Consider the following 14936-nt stretch of genomic DNA (forward strand, 5'->3'; position numbering starts at 1 on the left):
CTGCGCTCAGTAACCGGACGCGGTGGAGCTGGCGGTGGGGCCGCTCACATTGCGCTGCAGGATGTTGGAGAACTCTTCGATGAAGGTCTCGTGCACATTCGCGATGCGGTCGATGTTGTGGGCGTAGCGGTTGTAGGCAGTCACGGCGGGAATCGCGGCAAACAGGCCCATGGCGGTGGCGACCAGCGCCTCGGCGATGCCGGGGGCCACGGTGGCCAGGGTGATCTGCTCCATGCTGGCAAAACCGGTGAAGGCGTGCATCACGCCCCAGACGGTGCCGAACAGGCCGACGTAGGGCGAGACGGAGCCGACGGTGCCCAGGAAGGCCAGACCGGATTCGACCTCGTCCATCTCGCGTTGAAGGCTGGCGCGCATGGCGCGGCGCGTGCCATCCATCAGCGTGCCGCTGTCGTTGATGCGGCGCTCGCGCAGCTTCTTGTACTCGCGCATGCCGCTGGCGAAGATGCGTTCCATCGGGCCGCCGTGCTTGGCGTTCTGGGTGGCGCTGTTGTACAGGTCGTTCAGGCTCTGGCCCGACCAGAAGTCTTGCTCGAAGGCGTCATTGAGCTGGCGCACCTGCTTGAGCGCCTGGGCCTTGCGAAAGATGGTGGCCCAGCTGGCCACCGAGGCCACGACCAAGATCAACATGACCAATTGCACCACCCAGCTGGCCTGGATGATGAGGCTGAGGATGGACATGTCTTGGGCTGCGTTCATGAGAGTTTTTCCACGATGGAGTTCGGAATACGGGCAGGGCGCATGCTGGCGGAATCCACCCAGCCGATGCGAATGCTGCCTTCACATAACAGTTGCTGCGTGCCATCGGATGACACGGGCCGCAAAAAAGCCTGCTGGGCGATGGTGATGGAGGCCCGGCCCGCCGACTGCAGCACGGCCGTGACCTCCAACAGATCGTCCAGGCGCGCAGGCCGCAGGTAGTTCAACTCTGCCTGTGTGACGACGAACATGCCGCCGGCTTCGTCGCGCAGCTTTTGCTGCTCCACGCCCAGGTTGCGCAGCCATTCGGTGCGTGCGCGCTCAAAGAACTTGAGGTAGTTGGCGTAGAAGACGATGCCGCCGGCGTCGGTGTCTTCCCAGTACACCCGGATGGGAAAGGTGAATGCCATGAAAGTTCCCCCTGTGGCCGGACTTTACGCGAACAGCCGTTGCATGCGGCGCACGGCTTCCTGCAGCTGTTCCATGGAGTTGGCCGTGGAAAAGCGCACGTAGTGGGCGGTGTCCGCGGTGCCGAAGTCGCGCCCGGGCGTGATCGCCAGGTGGGCGCGCTCCATCAGCGCATAGGCAAATTCCCAGCTGTCTTGGACGCCCAGCTTGGCGCACAGCGGCGTGCAGTCGGCCCACGCGTAGAAGGCGCCGTCGGGCATGACGTCGATGCCAAAGCCCAGCTCGCGCAGCGCGGGCAGGAAGTAGTCGCGGCGGGCCTTGAACTCGGCGCGACGGCGTTCGAACTCGGCGATGCTGTTGGGGCTGAAGCAGGCCAGGGCGGCGTGCTGGGCCACGGTGGAGGCGCAGATGAACAGGTTCTGCGCCAGGCGCTCGACCACGGGCACCATGGCTTCGGGCACGACCATCCAGCCCAGGCGCCAGCCGGTCATGTTGAAGTACTTGCTGAAGCTGTTGATGCTGATGATGTCGTCGCTGATGGCCAGGGCGCTGTGGCCGAAGGCCTCGTCGTAGGACAGGCCCAGGTAGATCTCGTCGACGATGGTGATGCCGCCCTTGGACTGCACCACCTCGTGGATGCGGCGCAGCTCGGCCGGATCGATTGAGGTGCCCGTGGGGTTGGACGGCGAGGCCAGCAGCACGCCGCGGGTTTGGGCGCCCCAGTGGGTGGCCACGTGCTCGGCGCTCAGCTGGTAACGTTCGGCCGCACCGGTGGGGATCAGCTGGGCCACGCCCTCTGCAGCGCTCACGAAGTGGCGGTTGCAGGGGTAGCTGGGGTCGGGCATGAGGATTTCATCGCCCGGATTGATCAGCGCCAGACAGGCCAGTTGCAGCGCCGCCGAGGCGCCCGCCGTGACCACGATGCGCTGGGCTGGCACCTGGATGCCGAAGCGGCTGCGGTACCAGTCGCTGATGGCCTGGCGCAGTGGCTCCAGGCCCAGGGCGTTGGTGTACTGCGTGCGGCCGCTGGCGATGCTCTCTTGCGCGGCCGCCTGGACCTGGGCCGGGGCCGTGTAGTCGGGCTCGCCGATGTTCAGGAAGATCATCGGCTCGGGGCCGTGGGCCACTTCCTGGGCCAGCTGCTGGGCGGCCTTGGCCACTTCCATGACGTAGAACGGGGAGATTTTTTCGGCGCGCTTGGAAAACTTCATGGACTGGCACAGCGCGCGGGGCGCTGACAGAAAGAACAAACGGGAATCGAAAAAGGCAGCGGCCGGTGGCACGCTGCCTGGGGCGCGTGTCAGGCGCTCTTGCCGGCCTTGTCGGCCTGGACTTCGGCGGCGCGCAGCTCCGGTGCCAGCGCGTTGAGCACGCCGTTGACGTACTTGTGGCCGTCGGTGCCACCAAATTCCTTGGCCAGCTCGATCACTTCGTTGAGCACCACGCGCCAGGGCACGTCCTGGCAGTACATCAGCTCATAGGCGCCGATCCACATGCAGGCCTGCTCGATGGGCGACAGCTCGCCCAGTTGGCGGTCCAGCTTGGGGGCGATCAGCGCGTTCAGGTCGGCTTCCAGCTTGATGCAGCCGTGCAGCAGCGCGTCGTAGTGCAGGGCGTCGGACTTGTGAAAGCCGGCCAGGTCGCGCGTGAACATGTCGATCGCGGTGGCCTCATTACGGCCGACGAGGTGCTGGTACAGGCCCTGCAGCGCAAATTCGCGCGAGCGGCTGCGCGCCGACTTGGAGGCGGCCTTGCGCACACCGGTGCTGGTCAGTCCGGTGCGCTTTTGGCGGGGGGGGCGGCTCTTGCCGGTCGAGGTGGGGGCGTGTTCGTCGCTCATGGTCATTTCAGTGTGCGAAGCAGGCTGGCCATTTCCACGGCCACACGTGCCGCGTCCAGGCCCTTTTCGGTCTGGCGGGCGATGGCCTGCTCCAGGTTTTCGGTGGTGATGATGGCGTTGGCGATCGGCAACTGGTAATCCAGGCTTACGCGGGTCACGCCAGCACCCGATTCATTGGCGACCAGTTCAAAGTGGTAGGTCTCGCCACGGATGATGCAACCCAGGGCCACCAGTGCATCGTAGCCGCCACGCTCGGCCATGGCCTGTAGGGCGGCAGGCACTTCGAGGGCGCCGGGCACCACGACGTGGGTGATGGCATCGGTCTGCACGCCCAGGGCCAGCAGTTCCTGGTGGCAGGCTTCGGCCAGGGCCTGGGTGATGCCTTCGTTCCAGCGCGCCTGGACGATGCCGATGCGCAGTCCTTGGCCATTCAGTTGTGCGGCCGTGCCTTTTTCTGCATGCAACATGTTGTTTTATTCCTTGGTGATGTAGCCAGTGATTTCCAGGCCATAGCCGGCCATGCTGGGCATGCGGCGGGGCTGGCCCAGCAGTTGCATCTTGTGCACGCCCATCTCGCGCAGGATTTGTGCGCCGATGCCGTAGGTGCGCAGGTCCATGCGACCACGCTCGGGCGCCTGGGAAGCGCGGGCCTTGCCCTCGAACTGGGCCAGCAGCTGGTCTGCGCTTTCGCCGCAGTTCAGCAGCACGACCACGCCCTGGCCACGGTGGTGGATGTAGTCCAGGCTGGTGTCCAGGCTCCAGGAGTGCATGGAGCGCTGGACTTCCAGCGCATCCAGCACCGACAGCGGCTCGTGCACGCGCACGGCGACTTCGTCGGCTTCGCTCCATTGGCCCTTGACCAGGGCGATGTGCACGGACTGGCTGGGTTTGTCCTGGAAAACGTGGGCGGTGAATGTGCCCCAGTGGGTCTGCAACTGGCGCGATCCCACCTGCTGCAGCAGCGATTCGGTGCGGCTGCGGTACTGGATCAGGTCGGCAATAGTGCCGATCTTCAGGCCGTGTTCCGCGGCGAACAGCTGCAGGTCGGGCAGGCGGGCCATGGTGCCGTCGTCCTTCATGATCTCGCAGATCACGGACGAGGGACTGCAGCCGGCCATTGCGGCCAGGTCGCAACCGGCTTCGGTGTGGCCGGCGCGGATCAGCACGCCGCCATCGACAGCCTGCAGCGGGAAGATGTGACCGGGTTGCACCAGGTCGCTGGGCTGGGCCTGCTTGGCTACGGCAGCCTGCACGGTGCGGGCGCGGTCGGCGGCCGAGATGCCGGTGGTCACGCCCTCGGCGGCCTCGATCGATACGGTGAAGGCCGTGCTGTAGACGGTGCCATTGCGGGCGGCCATGGGCGGCAGCTTCAGGAATTCGCAGCGCTCACGGGTCAGGGTCAGGCAGATCAGGCCCCGGCCGTACTTGGCCATGAAGTTGATGGCTTCGGGCGTGACGTGGTCGGATGCCAGGACCAGATCCCCCTCGTTCTCGCGGTCTTCTTCATCCACCAGAATGACCATGCGCCCGGCGCGCATGTCGGCAACGATGTCTTCCACCGGCGAAATTTGCACGGGGTTGAGGGGGGTGTTCATGGAGTGTGTTCCTTGGATGACCTGTCGGGTTGCCGGCAGCACTGCCTTTGATCGGGGCTCCCGCCCTGCATGCAGGGGCCTGCATGCTTCCAAAGAACATGTGCGCACGGGTTCCGTCGCTGCAAAGCCAAGCGCCGGATGGTGCTCGGTCCTGTTGAAAGCAGGCATTTTAGTGCTTTGTGGCCTGCCTGCCAGGATTGGGTGGGCGCAAGGCCTCAGTTTTCGGGGTCTTGCAACGTGACATCGCCGTCCGGGTAGGCCACGCAGGGCAGCACACAGCCCTCGGCCTTTTCCTCGGCGGTCAGGCCGGGCCATTCGATCTTGTAATGCACGGAACCCGCGGTGAGGGTGCCCAGGCAGGTGCGGCAGGTTCCATTGCGGCAGGAGCTGGGCCAGTTCAGGCCGCCCATTTCGATGGAGTCCAGCAGGGTCTGGTCGGCCCAGGCATCGCACTGCTGCCCGCTGGGCTCCAGCTTGGCGGTAAAAAGTTCGGGGGTCAGGGGGGCATTCATGTCGGAAAAGGTCCAGGCCTGTCGTGGATCAACCCGAAATTGTCGCTGGTTAAGTAGGTTGTGACACTCGTCGGGGTTTGCATAAAAAATAGGCAATGAACTGCTTATCCTTGCAGATCAAGTACTTGTGCGAGGGCTGTGGGCTTTGGGGGCACTTATCCACATGGTTGTTCAGTCAAATTGGGGGCAACTGGTGAGGATTGTGCGGCGTTCCACCGCGGCAGAGCTGGATCGGATCCAGCTTGTGCAAGCTGTCTATTTTTTGTTCAATGCACTGAATGTTGTTGTGAATCAAAGGTTTGAATTGGTTTTGAAAGGGAATTCGAAAACTTATCAACAGGATTGTTCAGGGTATTTGGGGGCAAATTTCCGTAGTTTCTAAGCATGTGATTAAAAAATGGGCAATTAATGAAAACTATTGCAAAACAAGCACTTAATCGACTTGTTGGCCGGCATCCCAAGTTTGTCCACATGCTTGTGCGGTCCTGCCGTGGATAAGCTGGCGCAGGCTGCCAGTCACCTGCGTGAATGCCGCCCGTGGCCGGTGTGCGTACAGTTGGGCGCAGCAGATGCAAGCCATTACAACAGGAGAGACAGCACATGCAATCTTTGTCGTTTGAAGGTCAGGTCGCCATCGTCACGGGCGCGGGCGGTGGTTTGGGGCGTGAGCACGCACTGGCGCTGGCGCGCCGTGGTGCCAAGGTGCTGGTCAATGACCTGGGCGGGGCTGTGGATGGCTCCGGCGGTTCCGTGTCGGCGGCGCAGGCCGTGGTCGATGAAATCAAGGCCCTGGGCGGCGAGGCCATGGCCAGCGGTGCTTCGGTGACCGACTGGGTGGCCGTGCAAGCCATGGTGCAGCAGGCGGTCGATGCTTGGGGGCGTGTGGACATCCTGGTCAACAACGCCGGCATCCTGCGCGACAAGAGCTTTGCCAAGATGGACATGGACGATTTCCGCCTGGTGGTGGAGGTGCACCTGATGGGTGCGGCGCATTGCTGCAAGGCCGTGTGGCCGCACATGCAGGCGCAGAACTATGGCCGCATCGTGATGACGACCTCGTCGTCGGGCCTGTATGGCAATTTCGGCCAGAGCAACTATGGCGCGGCCAAGATGGCCCAGGTGGGCTTGATGCAGACCCTGGCCATTGAAGGGGCCAAGTACGGCATCCACGTCAATGCGCTGGCGCCGACGGCCGCCACCCGCATGACCGAAGGCCTGATGTCGGCCGAGGTGCTGGCCGCCCTGCAGCCCGAGGCGGTGGTGCCGGCCATGCTGGTGCTGGCGCACGCGTCGGCTCCCACCCGCACCATCCTGTGTGCCGGGGCCGGCAGCTTTGAGGCCGCCCACATCACCCTGACCGAAGGCATCCACGTCGGCCTGGGCGCGCAGGCCCCCGAACTGCTGGCCGAACAGCTGGCGCAGGTCTGCGACCGCCACAACGAACAGGTGCCGCAGAGTGGCTCGGCCCAAGGCGCGCTGGAGGTTGGCAAGGCCCTCGCCGCGCGCGCGGCCACGCCCTGATCGGGCGCCCCTAGCGGTTAGAAAGTCAGCGTGCAATCACGCGCCCCGGGCGGCACAGCCGCCGCGTGGTTATGTCCCTGGGGAGCATCGGTGCGCCAGCCTTGTCTCTATCATCACTGCGCACGGGGGGCCGCATGCTAAGGTGGCTCCGTTTCCTGCACCCTAATCGCAGACAAGAATGAATCCAACACCCAAGTCGCTCCCCCTTCCCGCAGCCGAACGTTTGGCAGGCATACGCCGCGGTATTGAAAAAGAGGGCTTGCGAGTGTTGCCATCCGGTCACCTAGCCCTGACGCCGCATCCGGCAGCGCTGGGTTCGGCCCTGACCCACCCGCACATCACCACCGATTACAGCGAGTCGCAGCTGGAGCTAATCACCGGCGCCCGCCTGGGGGTGGATGAATGCCTGCAGGAGCTGCAGCACATTCACCAGTACACGCTGCGCAGCATGGCCGCCGTGGGCGAGGAGATGATCTGGGCCTCCAGCATGCCCTGTCACCTGCCCACCGACGAGACCATTCCGCTGGGGCGCTACGGCTCCTCGCACTCGGGGCGTTCCAAGAGCGTGTACCGCATGGGCCTGGGCCACCGCTATGGCCGCCGCATGCAGACCATTTCGGGCATCCACTACAACTGGTCGCTGCCCGGCGTTAGCAGCGAGGAGTATTTCGCGCTGATCCGCAATTTCCGCCGCCATGCCTTTGTGCTGCTGTACCTGTTTGGTGCCTCGCCGGCGCTCAGCCCCTGCTTCGTCCAGGGGCGCGAGCACCGCCTGCAGCCGCTGGGCGAGGGCTGCAAGGCCCTGTACCTGCCGCATGCCACGTCGCTGCGCATGGGGCGCCTGGGCTACCAGAGCGACGCACAGGCCTCCATCAACGTCAGCTACAACGGCCTGGAAGGCTATGCCAATTCGCTGCACCAGGCGCTGACCCAACCCTATCCGGCCTACGAGCAGCTGGGCATCCGCAACCCCGGCGGCGACTACAACCAGCTGGGCACCAGCCTGCTGCAGATCGAGAACGAGTTCTACGGCACCATCCGCCCCAAGCGCACCACGCGCAGCGGCGAGCGTCCCCTGCATGCGCTGCGCGAACGCGGCGTGGAGTACGTGGAAGTGCGCCTGATGGACCTGGATCCGTTCGATCCCCTGGGCATCAACACCTCCACCATGCGCATGCTGGATGTGTTTTTGCTGCACTGCCTGCTGACCGACAGCCCGCCCGATTCGCCCGAGGAGATCGCCCAGCTCAAGCACAACCAGCACCTGGCGGCCGAGCGCGGGCGCGAGCCCGGGCTGCAACTGCTGCGTGGGCAGGGCCGCGTGGCCCTGGTCGACTGGGCCGTCCAGGTGCTGCAGGAGTGCGCGCCTATGGCGGCGGCGCTGGACGCCACCCACGCCACCACGGCCTACAGCGAGGCCCTGGCCCAGGCCCGGCAGCGCGTGGCCCAGCCGCAGACCACGCCGTCCGCGCGGGTGCTGGACGACATGCGCCGCCTGCATGGCAACAGCTTCGAGCAGTTCGGCCTGACCCAATCGCTGTGGGCCCGCGAGCACCTGCTGGGCCTGCCCTGGAGCGAAGCCCAGCAGGCACAGTTTGCGCAGTTTGCACAAACTTCGGTGCAGGCGCAGCAGGCCATCGAGGCGGCCGACACCGGCACCTTCGAGGAATGGCGCCAGCGCTACATGGACCCCGCGGCGCTGGGCTGAAGCCCTGGGTGGGCGCCATCGCCCACCTTAAAAACATGAGCTGCCTGCGCTGGTGCTCAGCGGTCTTGAAGATGCAATATCTTTGAAACCTGCTGTAGATCAGCGCCGGCAGCTCTTGTTTTTGGTGACTGCAGATGACCGAGCGCCGGGCGTGGTGTCATTGCGCTGTCACAGTGTTGACATTTTGTAGCACTAGATTGCGGGCATTGCTTAGAGATGTTGGCCGCCATGTCGCTTGTTGTTCGCTCTGTCCCTTCCCATGCCACGCCAGTGCGGGAGATGGTGCCTGCCCCCGCCATCGTCGCTCCGGACCTGCTGGCGCCCCGCCATTCCACGGCGCCGTCGGGTGGTGGGATGCTGCGCCACTGGCCGGTGGCGGTGAAGATCGCCGTGGTGTTTGGCGGCCTGCTGCTGTGTGGCGTGCTGGTGGCCGGCGGCTTGATCGCCTACCTGCAGCAGGTCGAGCAGGATGCCGCTGCCAGCCTGCAGGTGCACGATGCCCACCTGGCCCAGGCCCAGCAATGGCAGGCGCTGACACAAAAGGGCGTGGAAACCGCGCTGGCCAGCGTGCTCTCGTCCGAAGAGGCCGTGATCGCCGGCTTTGCCGCCAAGGCGCGCGACTACCTGGCGCAGGCCGATGCCCTGACCCAGGTGATGGAACTGCAGGGCGCGCTAGGCCAGCAGGTGCAGGCGCAAGGCCAGCAGCTGGCCCAGAGCTATGCCGAGACCTTCCGCGCCCGCGACCTGGGCATGGCCTGGGAGGCTGAGAAGCTGGTGCAGGAATCCCTGCAGCCCGCGGCCCAGGCCTACCTGGCCACGCAAGACCAGTGGCTGGACCACCTGCAGCAGTTGCGCCAGACGGCGCAGGACGCCGCCGCCGCGGTGCGTCAGCAGGCCCAGCTGTGGGCCCTGTCGGTCTACGGGGTGCTGCTGGTGGTCGGGGTGCTGATTTCGGTGGCCATCACCCGCTCCATCACCCAGCCGCTGGCGCAGGCCGTGGCCCTGGCCGAAGCGATCGCCCACGGCGACCTGACCGAACAGGTGGCCGACAGCCGCCGCGACGAGATGGGCAGCCTGCTGCGGGCCTTCGACCGCATGGGCGCGCAGCTGCACGGCGTCGTTGCCCAGGTGCGCCACGGCGTGGGCCATGTCTCGCAGACTGCCAGCAACCTGGCCCAGGGCAATGCCAAGCTGGCGCAGCGCACCCAGCACACCGATGCGCAGTTGCAGCTGGCGGTCACCGGCATCGAGCAGATCAGCCAGCAACTCAATGACGCCGTGGCTGATTCCGGCAAGGCGCACCAGCTGTCCGCCTCGGCCGCGCAATCGGCCAGCGACGGCGGGGCGGTGGTGCAGCAGGTAGTGCAGAACATGGACCAGTTGCGCGCGCAAAGCGCCGAGATCGCCGCCATCACCGGGGTCATCGACAGCATCGCCTTCCAGACCAACATCCTGGCGCTGAATGCCTCGGTCGAGGCGGCGCGCGCCGGCGAGCAGGGGCGCGGCTTTGCCGTGGTGGCCGAGGAGGTGCGCGCCCTGGCGCTGCGCAGCGCCGATGCGGCGCGCCGCATCAAGGCCTTGATCACCCACTCGCTGGAACAGATGGAAAACGGCGCAGGCCTGGCCCAGGACGCCGGCCAGCGCATGCAGCGCATCGTGCAGGACGTGCAGCATGTCAGCAGCCTGGTCGGCGGCATCACCCACAAGGCGCAGGAGCAGAGCGCCGGCATTGCCCAGCTGCACCAGGCCATGGTGGCGCTGGACGGCATGACCCAGGAGAACGCCCGCCTGGTGCAGGCCAGCAACCAAGCCGCGGCCGACCTGCACGACCAGGCCGCTTACCTGGAGCAGCAGGTGGCGGTGTTCAAGCTGCAATCACAGGTTGCAGCTTTGATAGCGTAAAGCGCAGGCACAGCAAGCGCTGGACCGCTTTTTGGTGCACGGTGTACGCCGGGTTGGGGCCTTGGCAGGCCCGGGCCTCAGTCGCGCTTGTACTTGAGGCGCTGCTTGGCGTACTGGCCCATGAAGGCCAGGCCCAGCACCAGGGAGAACCAGGCTGGGATCTGGGCGTGCGTGAACAGGTCGCGCGTCGGGCTGCTGCCCATGAAGTGCGGGGCGATGATGAGGATCAGGCCGATCAGCGCCAGGATCACACCACGCACCAGCATGTCGTTGTTCAAGGGGCTGCGGGAAGGGGCGGGGCGTTGGGAGGGCATGGCAAAGTGGCGATGACGGGATGACAGCTTGCGATTATCCTTGCGGCCCCAAGTCCCCCCACAACTAGAACAGAGAAAGCCCTTGCCATGCAGATGATCCAGTGGTTCCCCGGTCACATGCACCTCACCCGCAAGCTCATCGAGGAGCGCGTCAAAGACATCGACGTGGTGATCGAGGTGCTGGATGCGCGCATCCCCGGCTCCAGCTTCAATCCCCTGCTGCAAGAACTCACGGGCCACAAGCCGCGCATGAAGCTGCTGAACAAGCAGGACGTGGCCGATCCCGTGCAGACCCAGGCTTGGCTGGACTGGTACAACGCCCAGCCCGAAACCCGCGCCATCGCCATGGATGCCGAGGAAGTGGCGCCCGCGCGCCGCCTGGTGGAGACCTGCCGCCAGCTGGCGCCCAACCGTGGCGGCATGGCCAAGCCCATGCGCGTGCTGATCTGCGGCGTGCCCAACGTGGGCAAGTCCACCCTGATCAACACCATGACCGGCAAGAAGCAGGCCAAGGCTGCCGACGAGGCCGGCGTGACCAAGGACGAGCAGCGCATTGTGCTGGACCACGACTTCTACCTGTGGGACACGCCCGGCATGCTGTGGCCGCGCATCTCCATCGCGCAAAGCGGCTTCAATCTGGCGGCCTCGGGCTCGGTGGGGCGCAACGCCTACGACGAGGAACTGGTGGCGCTGGAGCTGTTGCTGTACCTGCAAAAGCACTACCCGCAGAACCTGGAAGACCGCTTTAAGCTGGGGCTGGGGGTGGAAAAAATCCAGGCCCTGCACGACGACGAGCTGCTGGAAGCCATCGGCCGCAAGCGTGGCTGCGTGATGAGCGGCGGCCGGGTGAACCTGCAAAAGGCCGCTGAGATCGTGATCACCGACTACCGCACCCATGTGCTGGGCCGCATCACGCTGGAAACACCGGCCGAGTTCGAGCAATGGGCCGCCGTGGCCGCCGTGGCCGATGCCGAACGCCAGGCCAAGAAGGATGCGCTGGCGCAGTCACGCAAAAAGGGCCGCAAGCCGCGTTAAGGCAAGCCCTTCGCCTACGCGCCGGGGGCGCTGGCCTGTGGATGCTCGGGGGGATAGCCCCCAGCCTCTGTCTGCCCACCTCCCATGCTGTCCCGCACCTTCCCGCGCCTTGCTCCGCCACCCGAAGCGAATGCGCGCTTTGCCGTGGTGGTGGTGGCGCTGTGGTTCTGGATACTGGGCTGGGGCGCGGCGGCCCTCTCGGGCCCCGGGGGCAACGGCTGGTGGCTGTGCCTGGCGGCCGGCCCCATCGCCTGGGTGGCCCTGCTGATCGGTTGGCGCCTGCGCTGGCGGCTGGCGGCCCAGTGGCTGCTGCTGGCTGCGCTCAGCGTGGTCTGCCTTCTGGCCTGGCAAGGCGCTTTCTTTGGCACCAGCACCGTGCTGGTGCTGGCCGTGCTGGTGGTGTTTGCCGGCTGGTCCATGGGGATTGCCGAAGCCGCCCTGGTGGCCGTGGTTGTGGTGCTGCTGGGCGGCGGTCTGGCCTACCAGGGGCGCGCGCACTGGGAGCAGGTGCTCATCGCTGGCTATGTGATGCTGTTCCTGCTGTGGGTCACCTTTCGCATGCTGCACAGCTATTCGGCGCAGATGCTGCAGTTGCGGCATTCGCTGGACGAGCTGGGACGCCACAAGCAGCAGTTGGGCGTGCTGTTCCAGGCGGTGGAGCAAAGCCAGGACAGCGTGCTGATCGTTGACCTGCAAGACCGGCTGGTTTACGCCAACCAGGCGTTTGAAGAGCATTCCGGCCTGCAGCGCAGCGCCATCGTTGGTCAGACCTCGCTGGCCCAGGCGGGCCTGGGGCCTCAGGAGCGCATGCAGGTGCAGGACGCCGTGCAGCGCGGCCAGGTCTGGCAGGGGGTGGTGAACAGCCGCCGCCAGGATGGCGTGCAGGTCACGGAAAGCGTGCGCATCGCCCCCGTGACCGACCCGGATGGGGATCTGAGCCACCTGCTGGAAATCCGCCAGGACATCTCCGAGCTGCTGGAGGCCGAGCGCCGCATCCGCCACCTGCAGCATGTGGATGCGGTCACGCAACTGCCCAATCGCAAGGCCCTGCTGCAGCGGCTGGACATGCTGCTGCAGCAGCATCCGGCCAGTCGCAGCGACGGTACACCGCAGCAGTGCCATGCGCTGCTTCTGCTCGAGATCGACCGCTTCCAGAAGTTCATCGACGCGCGCGGCAGCCAGTGGTCGGATGCGCTGCTGCAGGCCTTCGTGGCGCGGCTGCAGTCGCTGCTGCCGCCCAGTGCACGGCTGGCGCGCACCTCGGCCAGCCAGTTCGCGGTGATCCTGGAGCGTGTCGGCAAGACACGCCAGGGCGCGCGCATGCACAGCTATGCCGTGGCAGAAGAGCTGCAGCAGGGTCTGGGCTCCATCGTCTGCCTGCAGGAGGTGCCGGAAACCGTGCTGCTGTCGTGCAGCGCCGGCTTCAGCGTCTTCCCGTTTGTGGAGCCGGGGCTGCAGGCCGACGCCGGGGACCATGTGCTGCGCCGTGCCAGCGTGGCCTTGTCGCAGGCCCGGCACCAGGGCGGGGGGCAGGTGCATGCCTATTCCGAGGCCCTGGCCGCCACCGCCCAGCGGCGCATTGAACTGGAGAAAGGCCTGCACGTGGCGCTGCAAGAGGGCCAGTTGCAGCTGTTCGTGCAGCCCCAGGTCGACATGATGGGGCGGGTGGTCAGTGTGGAGGCCCTGGTGCGCTGGCAGCACCCGCTCAACGGCATGATCGATCCCACGGAGTTCATTCCGGTGGCCGAGGACACGGGGCTGGTGGTGCCGCTGGGCGACTGGATGCTGGAGCAGACCTGCCAGTTGCTGAACGATCCGCGGATGCAGCAAGGCGGCTACCGCGTCTCGGTGAATGTCAGTGCGGTCCAGTTCCAGCAGGCCGGGTTTGTGCGCAAGCTGCAGGAGCTGATCCAGCGCACGGGGGTGGATGCCAGCCGGCTGACTCTGGAGGTGACCGAAAGCCTGCTGCTGCAGGAGGTGGAGCAGGCCATCCAGAAGATGGTGAGCCTGCGCGCCCTGGGGGTGCATTTCGCCCTGGACGACTTCGGTACCGGGTATTCGTCCCTGGCCTACCTGATGCGGCTGCCGATCCAGGAGATCAAGCTGGACCAGACCTTCATCCACGACCTGACGCCGCAGTCGCATGGCGCCGTGCTGGTGGAGGCGCTGCTGATGGTGGCGAAGGGGCGCGCGCTGCGCGTGGTGGCCGAGGGCGTGGAGCACAAGGCCCAGGCCCAGCTGCTGCAGGCCTGGGAGCCCGGCATCCTGTGCCAGGGCTACCTGTTCAGCCGCCCGCTGCCGGCGTCGGAATGGCTGCAGGCGCCCGATCTGAGCGGGCCGCAGGCCTTGCGCACCTGGTGATCACTGCGCCTGGATGCCGGCCTGCTCGATCACCACGCCGTTGAGTGCATAGTCCTTGCGGATCAGGGTGCCGAAGGCCTCGGTCGACAGCGGCAGGGGCACGTTGTCCAGTTGCAGCAGGCGCTGGCGCATGTCCTGGCTGCGCAGCAACTGGTTGATGGCGGCATTCAGGCGCGCCACCACCGCCGCCTCGGTGCCCTTGGGTGCGTAGAAGCCGAACAGCGAGGTGAGGTTGGCCTTGTCCCAGCCCAGCTCGCCCAGCGTGGGCAGCTGCGGAAAACTGGCGGCCCGTTGCGGCCCTGTGGTGGCCAGCACGCGCAGCTGGCCCTGGGCGATCAGGGCATTGATGGGGCCGAAGGGGTTGGCCAGCAGCAGGTCGAACTGTGCCCCGGCCGCGTCGGTGATGAGCTGGCTGCCGCCCTTGTACGGCACGTGCACGAAGCGGCCACCCGTGGCGCGGATCAATTGCTCCACCATGATGTGGCCCAGCGTGCCGTAGCCCGAGGTGGCCACGCTGACGCCCTGGGCGGTCTTGGCCTGGCGCAGCACCTCCTCGAAGCGCTGGGCCTGCAGGGCGCGGGTGGCCATCACGTAGACCGGTGCGTACATCACGCTGGCCACCGGCAGGATGTCGGTCAGCGGGTCGTAGGCCACCTTCATCAGGTAGGGGTTGAGCGTCAGCGGGCTGATGGCGCCAAACGCTAGCGTGTGCTGGTCGTGGGCCTTGGCCAGCTCGGCCATGCCGATGGTGGCACCGGCCCCGGGCTTGTTGTCCACCACCACGGGCTGGCCCAGGGTTCTGGCCAGGCGCTCGCCGAACAGGCGCGCCACCACATCGTTCACCCCGCCGGCCGGGTAGGGCACGATCAGCCGCAGGGGCTGGGTGGGCCACGGTGCGGCCATGGCGGTGCCGGCTGGCAGGGCCGCCAGGCTGGCGCCGGCCAGCAGCAGCTGGCGGCGGGTGAGGGGAATGTCGTGGCTCGTGGGCATCGTGGGCTTTCCCAATAAAAAAACCGCGCCAGG

General features: G+C 66.1%; 14 protein-coding genes. 5 read left to right on the top strand and 9 right to left on the bottom strand.

The features are described 5' to 3' along the window. Window positions 1-6 precede the first annotated feature (6 nt). From tolQ to KAQ61_RS03720, 7 genes are all read right to left on the bottom strand, one after another. Window positions 7-717, bottom strand: a complete 711-nt coding sequence (tolQ, locus tag KAQ61_RS03690) for a protein TolQ (protein ID WP_043382482.1) — start codon at window positions 715-717, stop codon at window positions 7-9. Beyond that, a complete protein-coding gene (gene ybgC, locus KAQ61_RS03695) occupies window positions 714-1127 on the bottom strand; it encodes a tol-pal system-associated acyl-CoA thioesterase (RefSeq protein WP_210930534.1) in 414 nt (137 codons plus the stop codon). The genes tolQ and ybgC overlap by 4 nt, the downstream gene beginning before the upstream one ends. 24 nt (window positions 1128-1151) lie before the next feature. After that, on the bottom strand, window positions 1152-2336 hold the full coding sequence (locus KAQ61_RS03700) for a pyridoxal phosphate-dependent aminotransferase (protein ID WP_210930535.1): 1185 nt from the start codon (window positions 2334-2336) through the stop codon (window positions 1152-1154). 89 nt (window positions 2337-2425) lie between these two features. Beyond that, entirely contained in the window at window positions 2426-2965 is a 540-nt protein-coding gene (nusB, locus tag KAQ61_RS03705) for a transcription antitermination factor NusB (protein ID WP_043382472.1), read from the bottom strand. Window positions 2966-2967: 2 nt separating this feature from the next. Continuing rightward, complete coding sequence (gene ribH / locus KAQ61_RS03710) at window positions 2968-3432, bottom strand: 6,7-dimethyl-8-ribityllumazine synthase (protein ID WP_210930536.1); 465 nt, start codon at window positions 3430-3432, stop codon at window positions 2968-2970. 6 nt (window positions 3433-3438) lie between these two features. Continuing rightward, entirely contained in the window at window positions 3439-4560 is a 1122-nt protein-coding gene (gene ribBA / locus KAQ61_RS03715) for a bifunctional 3,4-dihydroxy-2-butanone-4-phosphate synthase/GTP cyclohydrolase II (RefSeq protein ID WP_043382468.1), read from the bottom strand. Between the two features lie 215 nt (window positions 4561-4775). Then, window positions 4776-5072 (bottom strand): 2Fe-2S iron-sulfur cluster-binding protein, encoded by a 297-nt coding sequence (locus KAQ61_RS03720; protein ID WP_210930537.1) that lies wholly within the window; start codon window positions 5070-5072, stop codon window positions 4776-4778. 600 nt (window positions 5073-5672) lie between these two features. Here KAQ61_RS03720 and KAQ61_RS03725 point away from each other — a divergent pair. The 3 genes from KAQ61_RS03725 (at window position 5673) to KAQ61_RS03735 (ending at window position 10203) form a co-directional block, all read left to right on the top strand. Further along, window positions 5673-6593: an SDR family NAD(P)-dependent oxidoreductase gene (locus KAQ61_RS03725; RefSeq protein WP_210930538.1), complete on the top strand. Its 921-nt coding sequence runs from the start codon at window positions 5673-5675 to the stop codon at window positions 6591-6593. Window positions 6594-6771: 178 nt separating this feature from the next. After that, window positions 6772-8301: a glutamate--cysteine ligase gene (gshA, locus tag KAQ61_RS03730; RefSeq protein WP_210930539.1), complete on the top strand. Its 1530-nt coding sequence runs from the start codon at window positions 6772-6774 to the stop codon at window positions 8299-8301. A gap of 279 nt (window positions 8302-8580) precedes the next feature. After that, a complete protein-coding gene (locus KAQ61_RS03735) occupies window positions 8581-10203 on the top strand; it encodes a methyl-accepting chemotaxis protein (protein ID WP_210930540.1) in 1623 nt (540 codons plus the stop codon). 77 nt (window positions 10204-10280) lie between these two features. Here the strand turns inward: KAQ61_RS03735 and KAQ61_RS03740 are convergent, their stop codons facing one another. After that, window positions 10281-10517 (bottom strand): SPW repeat domain-containing protein, encoded by a 237-nt coding sequence (locus tag KAQ61_RS03740; protein WP_210930541.1) that lies wholly within the window; start codon window positions 10515-10517, stop codon window positions 10281-10283. Between the two features lie 87 nt (window positions 10518-10604). Here KAQ61_RS03740 and ylqF point away from each other — a divergent pair, with 87 nt between their 5' ends. Further along, window positions 10605-11552 (top strand): ribosome biogenesis GTPase YlqF, encoded by a 948-nt coding sequence (ylqF, locus tag KAQ61_RS03745; RefSeq protein WP_231499157.1) that lies wholly within the window; start codon window positions 10605-10607, stop codon window positions 11550-11552. Window positions 11553-11636: 84 nt separating this feature from the next. Continuing rightward, a complete protein-coding gene (locus KAQ61_RS03750; RefSeq protein ID WP_210930542.1) occupies window positions 11637-13913 on the top strand; it encodes a putative bifunctional diguanylate cyclase/phosphodiesterase in 2277 nt (758 codons plus the stop codon). Here KAQ61_RS03750 and KAQ61_RS03755 read toward each other — a convergent pair whose 3' ends face one another. Continuing rightward, window positions 13914-14903 carry a Bug family tripartite tricarboxylate transporter substrate binding protein gene (locus KAQ61_RS03755; protein WP_210930543.1) on the bottom strand — a complete coding sequence of 330 codons (990 nt, stop codon included), beginning with the start codon at window positions 14901-14903 and terminating at the stop codon, window positions 13914-13916. It lies immediately after the preceding gene. Between the last annotated feature and the right edge of the window lie 33 nt (window positions 14904-14936).

This window comes from Comamonas aquatica (genome assembly GCF_018064205.1).
GTDB lineage: Bacteria > Pseudomonadota > Gammaproteobacteria > Burkholderiales > Burkholderiaceae_C > Comamonas > Comamonas aquatica.